14 protein-coding genes are annotated in these 14,825 nt (G+C 57.3%); 12 read left to right on the top strand and 2 right to left on the bottom strand.

What is annotated here, in order from left to right; genetic code table 11:
• Nucleotides 1-141 precede the first annotated feature (141 nt).
• Complete coding sequence (locus ACU6HM_RS08645) at nt 142-1,098, bottom strand: LysR family transcriptional regulator (RefSeq protein ID WP_009461103.1); 957 nt, start codon at nt 1,096-1,098, stop codon at nt 142-144.
• 289 nt (nt 1,099-1,387) lie between these two features.
• Between ACU6HM_RS08645 and uraD the strand changes: the two genes are divergently transcribed.
• The 6 genes from uraD to ACU6HM_RS08615 all read left to right on the top strand — a co-directional run bounded on the left by uraD (nt 1,388) and on the right by ACU6HM_RS08615 (nt 6,506).
• A complete protein-coding gene (gene uraD, locus ACU6HM_RS08640) occupies nt 1,388-1,918 on the top strand; it encodes a 2-oxo-4-hydroxy-4-carboxy-5-ureidoimidazoline decarboxylase (protein ID WP_009461104.1) in 531 nt (176 codons plus the stop codon).
• A gap of 145 nt (nt 1,919-2,063) precedes the next feature.
• The gene (locus ACU6HM_RS08635; protein ID WP_035271249.1) at nt 2,064-2,576 is read left to right on the top strand and encodes an ureidoglycolate lyase; all 513 of its coding nucleotides are present in this window, start codon (nt 2,064-2,066) and stop codon (nt 2,574-2,576) included.
• Complete coding sequence (locus tag ACU6HM_RS08630; RefSeq protein WP_446763674.1) at nt 2,573-3,364, top strand: class II aldolase/adducin family protein; 792 nt, start codon at nt 2,573-2,575, stop codon at nt 3,362-3,364. Before ACU6HM_RS08635 ends, ACU6HM_RS08630 begins: the two co-directional genes overlap by 4 nt.
• A 27-nt stretch (nt 3,365-3,391) precedes the next feature.
• Nucleotides 3,392-3,577, top strand: a complete 186-nt coding sequence (locus tag ACU6HM_RS08625) for a 4-oxalocrotonate tautomerase (RefSeq protein ID WP_009461108.1) — start codon at nt 3,392-3,394, stop codon at nt 3,575-3,577.
• A 373-nt stretch (nt 3,578-3,950) separates the two neighbouring features.
• Entirely contained in the window at nt 3,951-5,435 is a 1,485-nt protein-coding gene (locus ACU6HM_RS08620; RefSeq protein WP_022983253.1) for a nucleobase:cation symporter-2 family protein, read from the top strand.
• 195 nt (nt 5,436-5,630) lie between these two features.
• The gene (locus ACU6HM_RS08615) at nt 5,631-6,506 is read left to right on the top strand and encodes an outer membrane protein OmpK (protein ID WP_446763673.1); all 876 of its coding nucleotides are present in this window, start codon (nt 5,631-5,633) and stop codon (nt 6,504-6,506) included.
• A 61-nt stretch (nt 6,507-6,567) separates the two neighbouring features.
• Here the strand turns inward: ACU6HM_RS08615 and ACU6HM_RS08610 are convergent, their stop codons facing one another.
• Entirely contained in the window at nt 6,568-7,485 is a 918-nt protein-coding gene (locus tag ACU6HM_RS08610; protein WP_021446969.1) for a LysR family transcriptional regulator, read from the bottom strand.
• A gap of 110 nt (nt 7,486-7,595) precedes the next feature.
• Between ACU6HM_RS08610 and gcl the strand changes: the two genes are divergently transcribed.
• The 6 genes from gcl (at nt 7,596) to pyk (ending at nt 14,483) form a co-directional block, all read left to right on the top strand.
• A complete protein-coding gene (gene gcl / locus ACU6HM_RS08605; protein ID WP_009461112.1) occupies nt 7,596-9,371 on the top strand; it encodes a glyoxylate carboligase in 1,776 nt (591 codons plus the stop codon).
• A 28-nt stretch (nt 9,372-9,399) separates the two neighbouring features.
• On the top strand, nt 9,400-10,188 hold the full coding sequence (hyi, locus tag ACU6HM_RS08600; protein WP_026485030.1) for a hydroxypyruvate isomerase: 789 nt from the start codon (nt 9,400-9,402) through the stop codon (nt 10,186-10,188).
• A 39-nt stretch (nt 10,189-10,227) separates the two neighbouring features.
• Nucleotides 10,228-11,112 (top strand): 2-hydroxy-3-oxopropionate reductase, encoded by an 885-nt coding sequence (locus ACU6HM_RS08595; protein ID WP_254499765.1) that lies wholly within the window; start codon nt 10,228-10,230, stop codon nt 11,110-11,112.
• A gap of 221 nt (nt 11,113-11,333) precedes the next feature.
• Nucleotides 11,334-12,611 (top strand): glycerate kinase type-2 family protein, encoded by a 1,278-nt coding sequence (locus ACU6HM_RS08590; protein WP_035271254.1) that lies wholly within the window; start codon nt 11,334-11,336, stop codon nt 12,609-12,611.
• A gap of 22 nt (nt 12,612-12,633) precedes the next feature.
• On the top strand, nt 12,634-13,032 hold the full coding sequence (locus tag ACU6HM_RS08585) for a GlcG/HbpS family heme-binding protein (RefSeq protein WP_009461115.1): 399 nt from the start codon (nt 12,634-12,636) through the stop codon (nt 13,030-13,032).
• A gap of 29 nt (nt 13,033-13,061) precedes the next feature.
• Nucleotides 13,062-14,483 (top strand): pyruvate kinase, encoded by a 1,422-nt coding sequence (gene pyk / locus ACU6HM_RS08580; protein ID WP_446763672.1) that lies wholly within the window; start codon nt 13,062-13,064, stop codon nt 14,481-14,483.
• Nucleotides 14,484-14,825 lie beyond the last annotated feature (342 nt).

Below are 14,825 nucleotides of genomic sequence, written 5' to 3'. Positions count from 1 at the left end.
GCCTTCCGGCTTGTGTCCGTGACCAGTCGCATTAAATGCAACAATTTCCGTCAAGTCCCGTATCACTTTCGTGTAGGCAGGAGTAGCTCGCTAATTTGCCCGAGCGCGAGCCCGAAAGCAAGTATTTTGCGGGATTGGGGCTCAGGAATCGGGTTGCGGCAACGGTTCTGTCGAGGCCAGTTGATTACCGCACTCGGTCAGGAGTCGCCGTAACCAGCGATGGCTGGGCGAATGCCGGTTACGTTCATGCCAGAGCTGATAAAAGCGCATGGGCGGAAACTCCAGCGGGGCCTCCAGAATCGCCAGGGGCAATAGTCGACAATAAAACTCGGCGAAATGACGCGAAGTCGTAAAAATCAGGTCTGTATTCTGTAGCAAATACGGTGCTGCCGAGAAGGACTGCACCGCCACACTTTCATCACGCTGAATACGCAGGGTCGCCAAGGTCGTATCGATGACACCGCGCTGGTTGATGGAATACGGCATAGGCACCACATGGCGCGCCCGCACGTAATCATCCATGGTCAACCCCTTGCGAGCCAAGGGGTGCGTTGCCGCTACCAGGCAAACAATCTGATCTTCCAGCAGCACGGACAGGTGCATGCGATCGGGCGGTTCGGGCCAGTTCCCAATGACCATATCCAGGTCGCCTTCCGCCAAAGAACGCTCAAAATCAAAGCTGGCATCCAGAGAATGCAGATTCAAGCGTGCCCCCGGTGCCTCGCGACGCATACGCTCGACCACTCCGCCAATAAAGACAGGCGCCAGATAATCTGGCGCTCCGATATGAAACTCACTGCGACTTACCTGAGGGTCGAAACTGTCTGGTGCATTAACCATACAGTCAATCTCGGCCAAGGCTCCTTTGGCATGAGCCAGCAGGCCAATGGCGCGCTCGGTAGGCACCATGCCCCCTTTTTCACGCACCAGCAAAGGATCGCCAATAATGTCACGCAAGCGTCGTAAGGCCGCACTGATAGCAGGCTGCGACTGGTTCATTTTGAACGCGGTACGCGAGACACTGCGCTCGGTAACGAGTAAGCAAAATACCCTCAAGAGATAGGTATCAAGCGGGTTATCCCCACGTCGGGCGGCCATCTTATTCTCTCCTTCTTACGCTTTTTTCCACCATGATAATGACATACATGCACAATACGAGATGGCATATATCATTTATACGCCTAATTCTATTTTATTTATAAACAGAAAACTTAAACTGGTCCCATATAAGAAAATCATAGCCCACAGGCGGTGGTTTATAAGGGTTTGAATAAATCAAACATACCGTGTAAACGCCCACCCACTACCCTTGATAAAACGGCCTCCAGGCCTGGTCCTGGAGCCGCCTCGGCTCGCACTATTTACGCTTAGATAATCGGACTGACACATGACTACTCAAACCCTTACCACCACACAGGCGCTCACCGAACTCTCCAGCCTGGATCAGAGCCAATTCGTGGAAAAGCTCGAAGGTATTTTTGAACATTCCCCCTGGGTCCCTGAGCGTAGCTGGAACCAGCGTCCCTTTGAAAGCGTGGATCAGTTGCACGCCTGCATGGTGCAAGTGGTCCAAGAAGCATCGCACGAAGAACAGAAGAACCTGATCTGTGCTCACCCCGAGCTGGCTGGTAAAGAAGCCGAGCAAGGGACCCTGACCACCGCATCGACAGGCGAACAACGTGGCGCCGGCCTGGATCAGTGTTCGGCCGAAGAGCTGGCCCGTCTGCGTGGCCTGAATGCCCAATACCGTGAGCGCTTCGGTTTTCCCTTCGTGATTGCCGTCAAGGGTTTGAGCCGTTACCAAATCATGGATACAGTAGAAGCTCGTCTGAACAACAGTGCTGAAACCGAGTTTCAAGCTTGTCTGACTGAAATCGGCAAGATTGCCCGTTTCCGTCTGGATGCGCTGCTGGGCTGATTTTGCTGCCTGCCGGGTCTTGTTGACCCATCCAGTTCACGGGGTAGCGCCAGCCTGCGGGCACGCTGCCCTTTGTTTCCTCTGACCCTTCGTGGCGCGGCTGCTTTCAGCCCCACGCGGGTCTGCCCTACCAAGGACCTCTACCATGACAATCACATTGAAGTTGGAAACCCTGACAGCCGAAGCCTTCGCCCCCTTTGGTGATGTCATCGAGGCCTCCGACACGGTTCAGCACTTCACCATCAATGAGGGCAATACCGAGCGCTACCACGACCTGGCCAAGATCGAGCCGGGTGCAGACGGCCACGCGATTGTGTCCATTTTCCGTGGTCAGCCACGCACCCTGCCCTTTACCGTGGAAATGATGGAACGCCACCCCAAAGGGAGCCAGGCCTTCATTCCGCAGTCCGGCCAACCGTATCTGGTGATTGTGGCCCCTGCTGGCCCGACTCCCAAGGCAAGCGATCTACGCCTGTTCCTGGCCCGTGGCGACCAGGGCGTGAACTACGCAACTGGCGTTTGGCACCACCCCTTGATGGCACTGAATCAAGTGGCCGACTTTATCGTGATTGACCGCAAAGGTCCCGGCGACAACTGCGATGTGATTCAGCTGGAAGAAAAAGCCATCATTGCTGAACTGGAAACCACAGCAGCGTGAGCCAGTCCTGTCCCATCACGCCGGACATAGCGGCCATTTACGCCCATCGTCCGGCCGATATTGATCCTGAGCACTGGCGCGCCCGTGTCAATCTGGCCGCCGCCTACCGGCTGGCGGCCCGCCAGGGCTGGGACGATATCATCTACACCCATATCTCCCTGCGCCTGTCCGGCCACGACGACACTTTCCTGATCAATCCCTTCGGTTTGCGCTTTGATGAAATCTGCGCTTCCAATCTGCTCTTGATTGATACCCAGGGCCAGGTTGTGGACGGCACTGGCCGTCGTGCCAACCCCAGCGGTTTTGCCATTCACGGAGCCGTTCACCGCGCCCGAGCGGATGCACACTGTGTCATCCACTTACATACAGATGCCTCGATTGCCGTCTCGGCTCTGTCCTGTGGACTGCTGCCTCTATCGCAACACGCCATGCGGTTCTGGCAGGATATTGGCTATCACGACTATGCCGGTCTGGCCTTCCCGCCCCAGGAGCAAGAGGCCCTGCTCAAGCAATTAGGCTCCTATCCCGCCCTGCTCTTGCGCAATCACGGTGCCCTGACCTGTGGCCGTACTGTTGCCGAAGCTTATGTCCTGATGGATGCCTTGGAGCGCGCCTGTCGCATTCAGCTCTCGGCCATGGCTGCCAGCCCGCAACTGCACCTGCCCCCGACGGATGTGCTGGATTTGACACATCGCCAGCTTTTACCCGGGGATGAGCCAGAGGGCTTGTTAGAATGGCCAGCCTTGCTGCGCAAGCTCTATCAGAGCGAGCCGGATTTTTGCCGCTAAGACCCTTTCCACCCCTACGGAGCTTTTATGCCTTCTATTAACGTACAACTATTCGACGGCCGTCCCGTGGAAATCAAGCGTGAGCTCGCCCAGGCCCTGACTAAAGAAGCCTGTCGCGTGCTTGGCTGTACCCCGGAGGCCGTCGATGTGGTCTTTACCGATGTCAAACGCGAGGACTGGGCCACGGCCGGCGTCCTGTGGTCGGACAAGTAAATCAGACCCATGAAAAAGCGGCCACAGGGCCGCTTTTTTTATATCTTTCAGCACCTTAACGGCTCTTCAAACGTAAATCAAACAGTAGTTTGGAGGCTACTAACATAGATTTTCAGGATGGACTAGGTGGGCAATACCCCTAGCGCTGAAAAATGCATGAAAAAAGCAGGAATCTGCTAGGGCGTGGCCTGAACACAGGCCCCATCTACAGGGCATATATCCTTCCCCCCCTGTCAGCATCAGCCTGCCATACGCTTTTACGTATTCTACTTATCAAGCCGTACTGCCTTCCAGTGATAGGGCCCATCCGATAACTTTATGCTTACGCGGCCCAGGCATCGGCTGCGCATAACGTATTAATAAGGAGACCCGGATGTCCGCCAACCCAGAAGTGTCCACACCTGCTGCTTGTGACGGTGTAGACGAACGCCTACCAACGGGGCGCCTGGCAACCCTTGGTTTGCAACACGTCATGGTGATGTACGCGGGCGCAGTTGCTGTCCCCCTGATCATTGGTGCGGCCTTGGGCCTGTCCAAGGAACAGATCGCATTCCTGATTAATGCCGACCTGCTGTGCTGTGGCCTGATCACCATCATCCAGGCTCGTGGCCTGGGTATGTTCGGCATCAAACTGCCCGTCATGATGGGCGTATCCTTTGCAGCGGTCAGCCCCATGATCGCCATTGGCCTGGATCCACAACTGGGCCTGCCCGGTATTTTTGGCGCCACCATCCTGGCCGGTATCTTCAGTATTCTGATTGCTCCGGTATTTAGCCGTCTGATGGGCCTGTTCCCCCCGGTCGTGACCGGCATCATCATCACCGTTATTGGTGTGACACTGATGCGTGTAGGTCTGAACTGGATTGGTGGCGGCGCTCCCACTATTACAGATCCGGCCACCGGCCTGTCCATCCCCAACCCCGAATACGGCTCGCTGGAAAACCTGGGCATTGCCCTGATGGTGCTGACTGTGATCCTGCTGATCACCAAGTTTGCACGCGGTTTCCTGGCAAACGTGGCAGTGCTGATTGGTCTGCTGGTCGGTTTCTTTGTCTCTTTGGCCATGGGTCGCATCACCTTTGAAGGTCTGGATCAGACCAGCTGGTTTGCGGTGGTGACTCCATTCCACTTTGGCGTGCCTACTTTCAGCTGGGCCCTGCTGGGCGCAGCGGCAGTCCTGTCCCTGATCATGGTGGTGATCATGGTTGAGTCTCTGGGCATGTTCCTGGCATTGGGTTCCATCTGCGGCCGTCCTACCGACCGAGAAGCGCTGGTGCGCGGTCTGCGTACCGACGGTCTGGGTACCCTGGTGGGCGGCATCATGAACACCTTCCCGCACAGCTCGTTCTCGCAAAACGTGGGCCTGGTCAGCGTGACCGGCGTGCGCAGCCGCTGGGTATGTGTCATGGGTGGTGCCTTCCTGATCATGCTGGGCCTGTTCCCAAAAATGGCTTTCATTGTGGCCTCCATCCCCAACTACGTTCTGGGCGGTGCTGGCATTGTGATGTTCGGCATGGTGGCCGCTACCGGCATCAAGATCCTGATGTCGGCCAACCTGAACCGCAACCCTTACAACCCCTATATCGTGGCCATCAGCCTGGGCTTTGGCATGATTCCCCTGGTTGCCGAGCACCTGCTGGACAAGATGCCCCCTGCTCTGGCTCCCTTGCTGCATAGCGGAATCTTGCTGGCTGCCGTATCTGCCATCTTGTTGAACCTGTTTTTCAACGGCATGGAAAAATACGCCGACCAAGGCCACACCGTTGAATCCACCGCTGCTACCCAGGCCCGCAAACAGGCCGCTGCTCAAAAAGCGACTGAAGACAGCGGCAATCACCTGGCCTCGCAAAACGGCTAAGCCCCTTTTTGAACAGCCGTCCTGCCTGAAATGGGCGGCTGTTCAAATTTCCGCAGTACCTTCATAAAAGTATCGACTGCCCATAATTAATCTAAGCAAGGTCAGTAACACCCACTCAAAGAAAACTAAGGCCGCAGGCCATAAGGGACATCAGATCCCAGGGACCTGCTTGTGCTCAAACAAAGAGGAGACACCATGAAAAAGCTACACCCTGCTCGCTGGGCATGCGCCCCGCTGGCCGCCGCCCTGCTGTCCAGCCCCGCCTTGGCAGCTGACTGGAGCGACACCTTTTTAGGCTACCGCTTCAGCACGCAATACACCGAGCCGATGAACGATCGGACTATTCAGAAGCACATCCTGAGCCTGACACACGTCAACGGCTACAGCCTGGGCCAGAACTTCTTCAACCTGGATATCCTGCAGTCGGACCGCTACGATCCCTCCAACGGGAATGGCAGCAATGGCGCCACCGAGTTCTACGCCACCTATCGTCACCAGCTCTCCATGGGCAAGGTATTCGACAAGGATCTGAGCTTCGGCCCCGTAAAAGATGTGGCCATCACAGCGGGCTTTGACCTGAACACCAAAAACACCGCCTTTGCACCGCGCAAACGCCTGCTGGTACTGGGCCCAACCTTCAAATTCGATGTACCCCGAGGCTTTGTGGACCTGAGCCTGATGGTGGGTAAGGAGTGGAACCACTGCGGTCTGAGTGCTCCCGCCTGCCCGGACAGCCGCCGCTCTTTCGACACCCAGTTTTTAGCCAGCCTGAACTGGAATCTGCCCTTTGATGTGGGTTCAGTGCCTTTGAAGTTCCAGGGCTTTGCCAACTACGCCGGCCCCAAAGGTGATGACTACGCGGGCATCAGCACCAAGTCTGAAGTATTGGTCCGTACATCCCTGATGGCCGACGTGGGTAAAGTGGCCTTCGACAAGAAGAACACCTTGTGGGTGGGGATTGGCTACGAGTACTGGTACAACAAGTTCGGTAACCGCTACAAGGCAGACGGCAGCCTGAAACCCGGTATCAAAACCAGCGCTCCAACCGTACAGCTGGAATGGCATTTCTAAGTCGTACGCAGCAAAAAAACCGCTTTTCGAAGCGGTTTTTTCATTCCAAAGCGTAAAAATCCTAGAACTGCACCTCACCGTCCCAGTAACCCGGCGTGTTGTAGATGGCACGCAAATAATCAATAAAGCGCCGCACTTTGGCCGGCAGATAGCGCTGCTGCTGATACACCGCCTGAATGTCATAACTGGGAATCTCGAACTCGTTCAGCACCGTCACCAGCTCGCCCCGCTTGAGCTCTGGCTGAATTTCCCAGGTGGAGCGCCAACCTATCCCCCAGCCCTGCTTGACCCAGTTAAAAAGCAATTCACCGTCATTGCAATCCAGATCACCATCAACCCGTACCGCCAAAGGACGACCATCCCGCAAGAAGGTCCAGCCGCGTTGCTGCCCACCCTGCAAGTTGAAGGCCAGACAGTTATGACGGGCCAGATCTTCCGGTACGCGCGGCACCCCGTGACGCTCGAAATACTCGGGCGTACCACACACCACACGGCGGTTCGGATACAGACGTACCGCCACATAGTTGGGGTCAGTGACCTCGCCAATACGCAAGGCCATGTCATAACCTTCGCGCACCAGATCCACCACGCTGTCGGTGAAGTTGAAAGATAGTTTCAGCTCGGGGTAACGCTTCTTGAAGGACAAGGCATGCGGTGCCACATGACGGCGCCCAAAGGCAGCCGGAGCCGATACCACCAAGTGCCCGCGCACCACTCTACGCTGGGCGCTTATGCTGGCTTCGGCTTCTTCAAAATCCTTCAGAATTTGTTTGCACTGCTCCAGAAACTGCTCGCCCAGATCAGTCAACGTCAGCCCGCGCGTGGACCGGTGCATCAAACGCACCCCCAGTCTCTGCTCCAAGGCATCCAGGCGCCTACCCATCACCACCGGGGTAACGCCTTCGATCACGGAAGCAGCCGCAAAACTGCCTTTTTCAGCGACCAGCGCAAAACTTCGAATTTCGGTATAACGGCTCATTCAATACTCCAAGTATCGATAGAAACAATCGTACCACCATTTCTAGGCAGGGCTATCACTCCTTATTATCGAGTTGTGAATTTCGTCAAACGATGATCTAGGAGATATCAATGGCTCGAATGAGAGCAGTGGACGCCGCCGCCGCGATTTTACGTAAAGAAGGCGTGAGCACCGTATTTGGCGTGCCTGGCGCCGCAATCAACCCCTTCTACTCCGCACTGCGCAAGGAAGGTGGCTTTGATCACATTCTCGCCCGCCACGTGGAAGGCGCTTCCCACATGGCCGAAGGTTTTACCCGTGCCAATCCCGGCAATATCGGCGTATGTATCGGTACTTCCGGCCCCGCTGGCACAGACATGATCACCGGCCTGTACTCCGCATCGGCTGACTCGATCCCAATTCTGTGCATTACCGGCCAGGCCCCTCGTGCCCGCCTGTACAAGGAAGACTTCCAGGCTGTGGACATTGAATCCATTGCCAAGCCCGTGACCAAGTGGGCCGTCACCGTGCGCGAACCCGATCTGATCCCGCGCGTGTTCCAGCAGGCTTTCCACATCATGCGCTCTGGCCGTCCTGGTCCTGTGCTGATCGATATGCCTATCGACGTGCAGATGGCCGAGATCGAATTTGATCTGGATACCTACTCCCCGCTGGAAGCCTACAAGCCTGCTGCCACCCGTGCCCAGGCTGAAAAAGCCATCGAACTGCTGAACGCTTCCGAGCGTCCGCTGATCGTATCCGGTGGCGGCGTCATCAACGCCAACGCATCCGAGCTGCTGCAGGAATTTGCCGAGCTGGTCAACGTACCCGTTATCCCGACTCTGATGGGCTGGGGTACTGTGGCCGACGATCACCCATTGATGGCTGGCATGGTTGGCCTGCAAACCTCGCACCGCTACGGCAACCAGACCTTGCTGGCATCGGACTTTGTATTCGGTATCGGTAACCGCTGGGCCAACCGCCACACCGGTTCCGTAGACGTCTACACCGAAGGCCGCAAGTTCGTGCACGTGGACATCGAGCCTACACAGATCGGCCGCGTATTTGGCCCTGATCTGGGCATTGCCTCGGACGCTGGCGCTGCATTGAAACTGTTCATTGAAGTCGCCAAGGAATACAAGGCTGCTGGCAAGCTGCGCGACCGCGCCGCCTGGGTAGCCGACTGCCAGAAGCGCAAGGCCACCTTGCAGCGCAAGACCAATTTCGACAACGTACCCCTGAAGCCTCAGCGCGTTTACGAAGAAATGAACCGCGCCTTTGGTCCTTCGACCACCTACGTCAGCACCATTGGTCTGTCGCAGATTGCTGCCGCCCAGTTCCTGCACGTGTACAAACCACGTCACTGGATCAACTGCGGTCAGGCAGGCCCATTGGGCTGGACCATTCCCGCCGCCCTGGGTGTGGTCGCCGCTGACCCAGGTCGTGAAGTGGTGGCCATTTCGGGCGACTACGACTTCCAGTTCATGATTGAAGAACTGGCCGTGGGCGCGCAGTTCAAGCTGCCTTACATCCATATTCTGGTCAACAACGCCTACCTGGGTCTGATCCGTCAGGCACAGCGTGGCTTCGAGATGGACTATTGTGTACAGCTGGCCTTTGACAACATCAACGCCCCTGAAACCGAAGGTTATGGTGTGGATCACATCACCGTGGTGGAAGGTCTGGGTTGCAAGGCCATCCGCGTACACAAACCCGAAGACATCCAGCCCGCCATTGAACAGGCTCGCGCATGGATGAAAGAGTTCAGCGTGCCGGTTGTGATCGAACTGATCCTGGAGCGCGTCACCAACATTGCCATGGGTACCGAACTGCACAATGTGACGGAATTCGAGTCCCTGGCCGAAGCGGGTATTGACGCCCCCACCGCCATCTCGCTGATGGACTGATTGCTGATTTAAAAAACGGAGTAGCACTATGCCAAAATTTGCCGCCAACCTGACCATGCTGTTTAACGAGCACGACTTCCTGGATCGCTTCCAGGCAGCGGCCGAAGCTGGTTTCAAGGGAGTGGAGTACCTGTTCCCCTACGCCTACGACAAACAGCAGCTGGCTGACAAACTGCAACAACACGGTTTGACCCAAGTGTTGCACAACCTGCCTGCGGGCGACTGGGACGGCGGCGAGCGCGGCATTGCAATCCTGCCCGAGCGCGTGGGTGAATTCCAGGACGGCGTAGGCCGTGCCATTGAATACGCCACCGCGCTGGGCTGCAAGCAAGTCAACTGCCTGGCTGGCAAGCTGGCCGAAGGTGCAGACCGCGAACTGGCTCACAAGACCTTGGTCAGCAATCTGCAGTTTGCTGCCGCCAAGTTGAAAGACGCCGGCCTGCGCCTGCTGGTTGAACCCATCAATACCTTCGACATTCCCGGTTTCTACCTGAACCGTACCGAACAGGCCGCGGCGCTGTTGCAGGACGTGGGTTCGGACAATCTGTTCATCCAGTACGACGTCTACCACGCCCAGCGCATGGAAGGCGAGCTGGCTGCCACCATGAAAAAGCACCTGGACAAGATTGCACACATCCAGATCGCGGATAACCCAGGCCGCAACGAACCGGGCACAGGCGAGATCAACTACGCCTGGCTGTTCAAGTACATCGACAGCATTGGCTACCAGGGCTGGATCGGCGGCGAGTACAAGCCCGCCGGCGTGACCAAGGATGGCCTGGGCTGGATGACTGAACTGACTGAAGTCACTGCCTGATCGTCGAATACCTGCAGATAATTATTAGGAGATTACACAATGGCTAAAATCGGTTTTATTGGTTTGGGCATCATGGGCGCACCCATGGCCGTCAACCTGATCAAAGGTGGTCATGAGCTGTTTGCCTACACCCGTGGCGACTTCCCCAAAAGCGTGAAAGAAGCTGGCGCCACCGTTTGCGCCAACGGCACCGAAGTAACCCGTCAGGCTGACATCATCATCACGATGGTGCCCGACACCCCGCACGTGGAAGATGCGCTGTTTGGCGAAGACGGCATTGCCGCCGGTCTGACCGCTGGCAAGATCGTGGTGGACATGAGCTCCATCTCCCCCGTGGCCACGAAAGACTTTGCCGAGCGCATCGTCAAGCTGGGCTGCGAATACCTGGACGCTCCTGTGTCCGGTGGCGAAGTCGGTGCCAAGGCTGGCTCGCTGACCATCATGGTCGGCGGCAAGCAGGAGGCCTTCGACAAGGTCAAGCCCCTGTTTGAACTGATGGGCAAGAACATCACCCTGGTCGGCAGCTACGGCGACGGCCAGATCACCAAAGTGGCCAACCAGATCATCGTGGCCTTGACCATTGAAGCCGTGGGCGAAGCCCTGTTGCTGGCCTCCAAGGCCGGTGCCGATGCAGGCAAGGTTCGTGAAGCGCTGATGGGCGGTTTCGCAAACTCCCGTATTCTGGAAGTTCACGGTGAGCGCATGGTCAAGCGCACGTTTGATCCAGGCTTCCGCATCGAACTGCACCAGAAAGACTTGAACCTGGCCCTGACCACGGCGCGCCAGCTGGGTGTAGCACTGCCCAACACCGCAACGGCCCAGGAGCTGTTCAATACCTGCGCCGCCCACGGTGGCGCCGCACAAGATCACTCCGCCATGGTCCGCGCTCTGGAAATCATGGCCAACTACGAGATTGGTCAATAAGATCGGTTCAAGGATGCTCCTGTCCGGGCTGGTTTCTTCCATGCATCAAGCCACCACGGTCGGGGCATCCAGCAAGCGGGCTGCGGCCCGCTTTTTTTTACCGCCAAGCCCCCCAGACAGCACAATCTTTCTCGAAGGCTGCAAGTCAAAGCGGGGAGGTGAAGGCGTGTTGTAGCGCAGTAAGATGGTTTGTTGCCGTCACTCTGCATTAGGATTGACCCATGAAGATCGAGCCACAAGACTTACTCAGCAAAATGTTTCAAGCTGCCGTCAACGCGGCTCAGCCTGAACATTGCATCCCGCCTTATCTGCCCGATGCTCCCAAAGGCCGCACCATTGTGATCGGTGCTGGCAAAGCATCGGCAGCGATGGCCCAGGCACTGGAGCGTCACTGGGACAAAGGCCCCATCAGCGGTGTTGTCGTCACCCGCTATGGCTACGGCGTGCCTTGTGATCACATCAAGATTCTGGAGGCCTCTCACCCCGTGCCGGACCAGGCCGGTGAAGACGCGGCCCGCGAAATTTTGCGCACGGTCAGCGATCTGAACGAAGACGATCTGGTTATTTGCCTGATTTCCGGTGGCGGCTCGTCTCTGCTGCCTTTGGCCGGAGAAGGCATCACCCTGGCGGATAAACAAGCCATCAACAAAGCGCTGCTGAAATCGGGCGCTTCGATTGGTGAGATGAACACGGTACGCCGCCACCTGTCCGCCATCAAAGGTGGCCGTCTGGCAGCGGCTTGTGCCCCCGCCCGCGTCCTGAACCTGCTGATTTCCGATGTTCCCGGCGACAAGCCCATGGACATCGCTTCTGGCCCCACGGTGGCAGATCCCACCACATGCGAGCAAGCGCTGGAAATCATTACCCGCTACGGCATCGAAATTCCTGCCGCAGCCCGCGCCCTGCTGGAGAGCGGCGATGGCGAAACCATCAAGCCTGACGATCCACGCCTGGCTCATGTCACCACCCATCTGGTCGCCACACCCCAACTGGCCCTGCTGGCTGCAGCTCGTGTCGCTGAAGCCCGTGGGGTGCGTCCCGTCTTGCTGGGCGACAGCATTGAAGGCGAAGCGCGCGATGTAGGCAAAGTCATGGCTGGTATTGCCCTGAGCGTTTCCCAGCATGGCCAGCCTGCCCAGGCCCCCTGCGTGCTGCTCTCGGGCGGAGAAACCACCGTGACCTTGCGCGGCCAGGGCCGTGGCGGTCGCAATGTGGAGTTTCTGTTGTCCACCGCCATTGCCTTGAACGGGGCACCCGGTATCTACGGTTTGGCCGGCGATACCGACGGTGTGGATGGCCAGGAAGAAATTGCCGGAGCCTTCTGCGGTCCGGACACTTTGGAGCGTGCCTGGCAACAAGGTATACGCCCAAGGGCCAGTCTGGACAATAATGATGGTCATGGCTTCTTTGAAGCCTTGGATGACGCTTTGGTTACGGGCCCTACCCTGACCAACGTCAACGATTTCCGTGCAATTCTGGTTTTAACCCCTAGCGATTAACGCTTTTCTTAAAGGACTGGACATGAGAGACACGAAAGTACTGACCCTGGCCGATGTTAAAAAAATTGCTGCTGCTGCCGAGCAAGAAGCGCTGAAGAACAACTGGGCTGTCAGCATCGCCATTTGCGATGCAGGCGGTCACGCGCTCTGGATGCAACGTATGGACGGCGCTCCCTTGATGAGCGCGCAGGTTGCTCCCGCCAAGGCACACACATGCGTGCTGGGCGGTGGCAAGCCCAGCAAGGTTTTTGAAGACATGGTCAACAATGGTCGCTTTGCCGCTCTGTCCATGCCCATCACGCCACTGGAAGGCGGCGAGCCGATTGTGGTGGACGGTCAAGTCATTGGTGCAGTCGGCGTGTCCGGCGTAAAGGCACCTGAAGACGCTCAGATCGCCCGCGCCGGTATCGCTGCTCTTTGAGCTATCGATCCCCCTAAGGACAACAACCCATGAAACGTCAACGTCATTCCCGCATTCTGGCTACCCTGGGTCCTGCCAGTTCTACGCCAGAACGCATTCGTGAACTGTTCGAGGCCGGCGCTGATGTGTTCCGCCTGAACTTCAGCCACGGCACACATGAAGACCATGCCGCGCGCTATCACACCATTCGTCAGATTGAACAGGAAACCGGTCGCAGTATCGGTATTCTGATGGACCTGCAAGGGCCCAAGCTGCGCGTTGGCAAAATGCAAGATGGCCGCGTGACATTGGAAACCGGCCAGAAATTCCGCCTGGACCTGGACCCCGCCGAAGGGACCAGCCAGCGTGCCTACCTGCCTCACCCCGAAATCTTCGCTGCACTGGAAGATGAGACAGACCTGCTGCTCGATGACGGCAAGCTGCGTCTGCGTGTGGACAGCTTTGGTCCGGATTTTGCAGAAACCACGGTCATGGTCGGCGGCCCGCTGTCCGACCGCAAGGGCGTGAACGTACCCGGCGTGGTACTGCCTATCTCGCCCTTGACCGAAAAAGACCTGATCGATCTGAAGTTTGGACTGGAATTGGGCGTGGATTGGGTTGCGCTGTCCTTTGTGCAACGTCCTGGCGACATCCGTGAAGCCCGCGAGCTGATCGGCGACAAGGCCTGGATCATGGCCAAGCTGGAAAAACCGCAAGCGCTGGAACACCTGGAAGAAATTGTCCAGCTGTGTGATGGCGTGATGGTGGCACGTGGCGACCTGGGCGTGGAAGTCCCACCCCAGCGCGTGCCTGTGTTGCAGCGTCAAATCGTGCGTACTGCCCGTGCGGCAGGCCGTCCGGTGGTTGTCGCTACACAGATGCTGGAATCCATGATTACCTCGCCGGTGCCTACACGTGCTGAAGCTTCCGACGTGGCTACCGCCATCTATTCGGGTGCCGATGCCGTCATGCTGTCCGCCGAATCGGCCTCCGGCCAGTTTCCACTGGAAGCAGTGTCCATCATGGATAGCATCATCAAGGAAATCGAAAACGATCCTAGCTGGCGCACCATTCTGGAAGCCAACCACAGCACCGCTGAAGCCAGCACCGCAGACGCGATCTGCTGCGCCCTGCGTCGCGTGGCCAGCATTCTGGAACCGGCAACGAACGTGGCCTACACCACGACTGGCTTTAGCGCCTTGCGTGCCAGCCGTGAACGGCCCATCGCCCCTATCCTGGCACTGACACCCCGTGTGGAAACCGCACGCCGTCTGAGCTTGGCCTGGGGTGTCCATGCCGTGCCTTGCGAGGACGTCAGCGATCTGGGCGAGATGATCGACCACGCTACCGATATGGCAGCGCAACATGAGTTCGCCCAGGCGGGCGACACCATCGTGATGATTGCCGGTGTTCCTTTTGGCACCAGCGGTCGCACCAACCTGCTGCATGTGGCCACGGTTCCACAGAAGTAAGTTCGCTCAACCTTGGCGATAAAAAAAGCCTTGTCCATCCACTATGATGGGCAAGGCTTTTCCTATTCAGACTGTGCAGTATTTTTTTTCATGTGAAGCCAAAACAGCGGCGGCGAGCCGCACGGGTATCAACAAGGCCAGAAGCCCCGTAAATGCTGGCCCTTCAAGACAGGACACTCACAAACAAAAGATACGGGCAAAAAAAACCCGAGATCTAGAGATCTCGGGCAAATCCACCAAAGGAGGAGGGTGGAGGAGACAATCGTGGCAAGTTGGGCTACCAGATAAAGTATCGAGCCAGAAAGCTAAGGGTTATTACGCTTGTTTTTCCCGCTTTCTTTT

This window comes from Alcaligenes sp. RM2, assembly GCF_052931795.1.
This window is presented reverse-complemented; position numbering and strand designations above follow the sequence as displayed.

Bases quoted from the DNA above. Each gene is read 5' to 3' on its own strand.
- ACU6HM_RS08645 (WP_009461103.1), bottom strand. From the start codon at position 1,098: ATGGCCGCCCGACGTGGGGATAACCCGCTTGATACCTATCTCTTGAGG.
- uraD (WP_009461104.1), top strand. From the start codon at position 1,388: ATGACTACTCAAACCCTTACCACCACACAGGCGCTCACCGAACTCTCC.
- ACU6HM_RS08635 (WP_035271249.1), top strand. From the start codon at position 2,064: ATGACAATCACATTGAAGTTGGAAACCCTGACAGCCGAAGCCTTCGCC.
- ACU6HM_RS08625 (WP_009461108.1), top strand. From the start codon at position 3,392: ATGCCTTCTATTAACGTACAACTATTCGACGGCCGTCCCGTGGAAATC.
- ACU6HM_RS08620 (WP_022983253.1), top strand. From the start codon at position 3,951: ATGTCCGCCAACCCAGAAGTGTCCACACCTGCTGCTTGTGACGGTGTA.
- ACU6HM_RS08615 (WP_446763673.1), top strand. From the start codon at position 5,631: ATGAAAAAGCTACACCCTGCTCGCTGGGCATGCGCCCCGCTGGCCGCC.
- ACU6HM_RS08610 (WP_021446969.1), bottom strand. From the start codon at position 7,485: ATGAGCCGTTATACCGAAATTCGAAGTTTTGCGCTGGTCGCTGAAAAA.
- gcl (WP_009461112.1), top strand. From the start codon at position 7,596: ATGGCTCGAATGAGAGCAGTGGACGCCGCCGCCGCGATTTTACGTAAA.
- hyi (WP_026485030.1), top strand. From the start codon at position 9,400: ATGCCAAAATTTGCCGCCAACCTGACCATGCTGTTTAACGAGCACGAC.
- ACU6HM_RS08595 (WP_254499765.1), top strand. From the start codon at position 10,228: ATGGCTAAAATCGGTTTTATTGGTTTGGGCATCATGGGCGCACCCATG.
- ACU6HM_RS08590 (WP_035271254.1), top strand. From the start codon at position 11,334: ATGAAGATCGAGCCACAAGACTTACTCAGCAAAATGTTTCAAGCTGCC.
- ACU6HM_RS08585 (WP_009461115.1), top strand. From the start codon at position 12,634: ATGAGAGACACGAAAGTACTGACCCTGGCCGATGTTAAAAAAATTGCT.
- pyk (WP_446763672.1), top strand. From the start codon at position 13,062: ATGAAACGTCAACGTCATTCCCGCATTCTGGCTACCCTGGGTCCTGCC.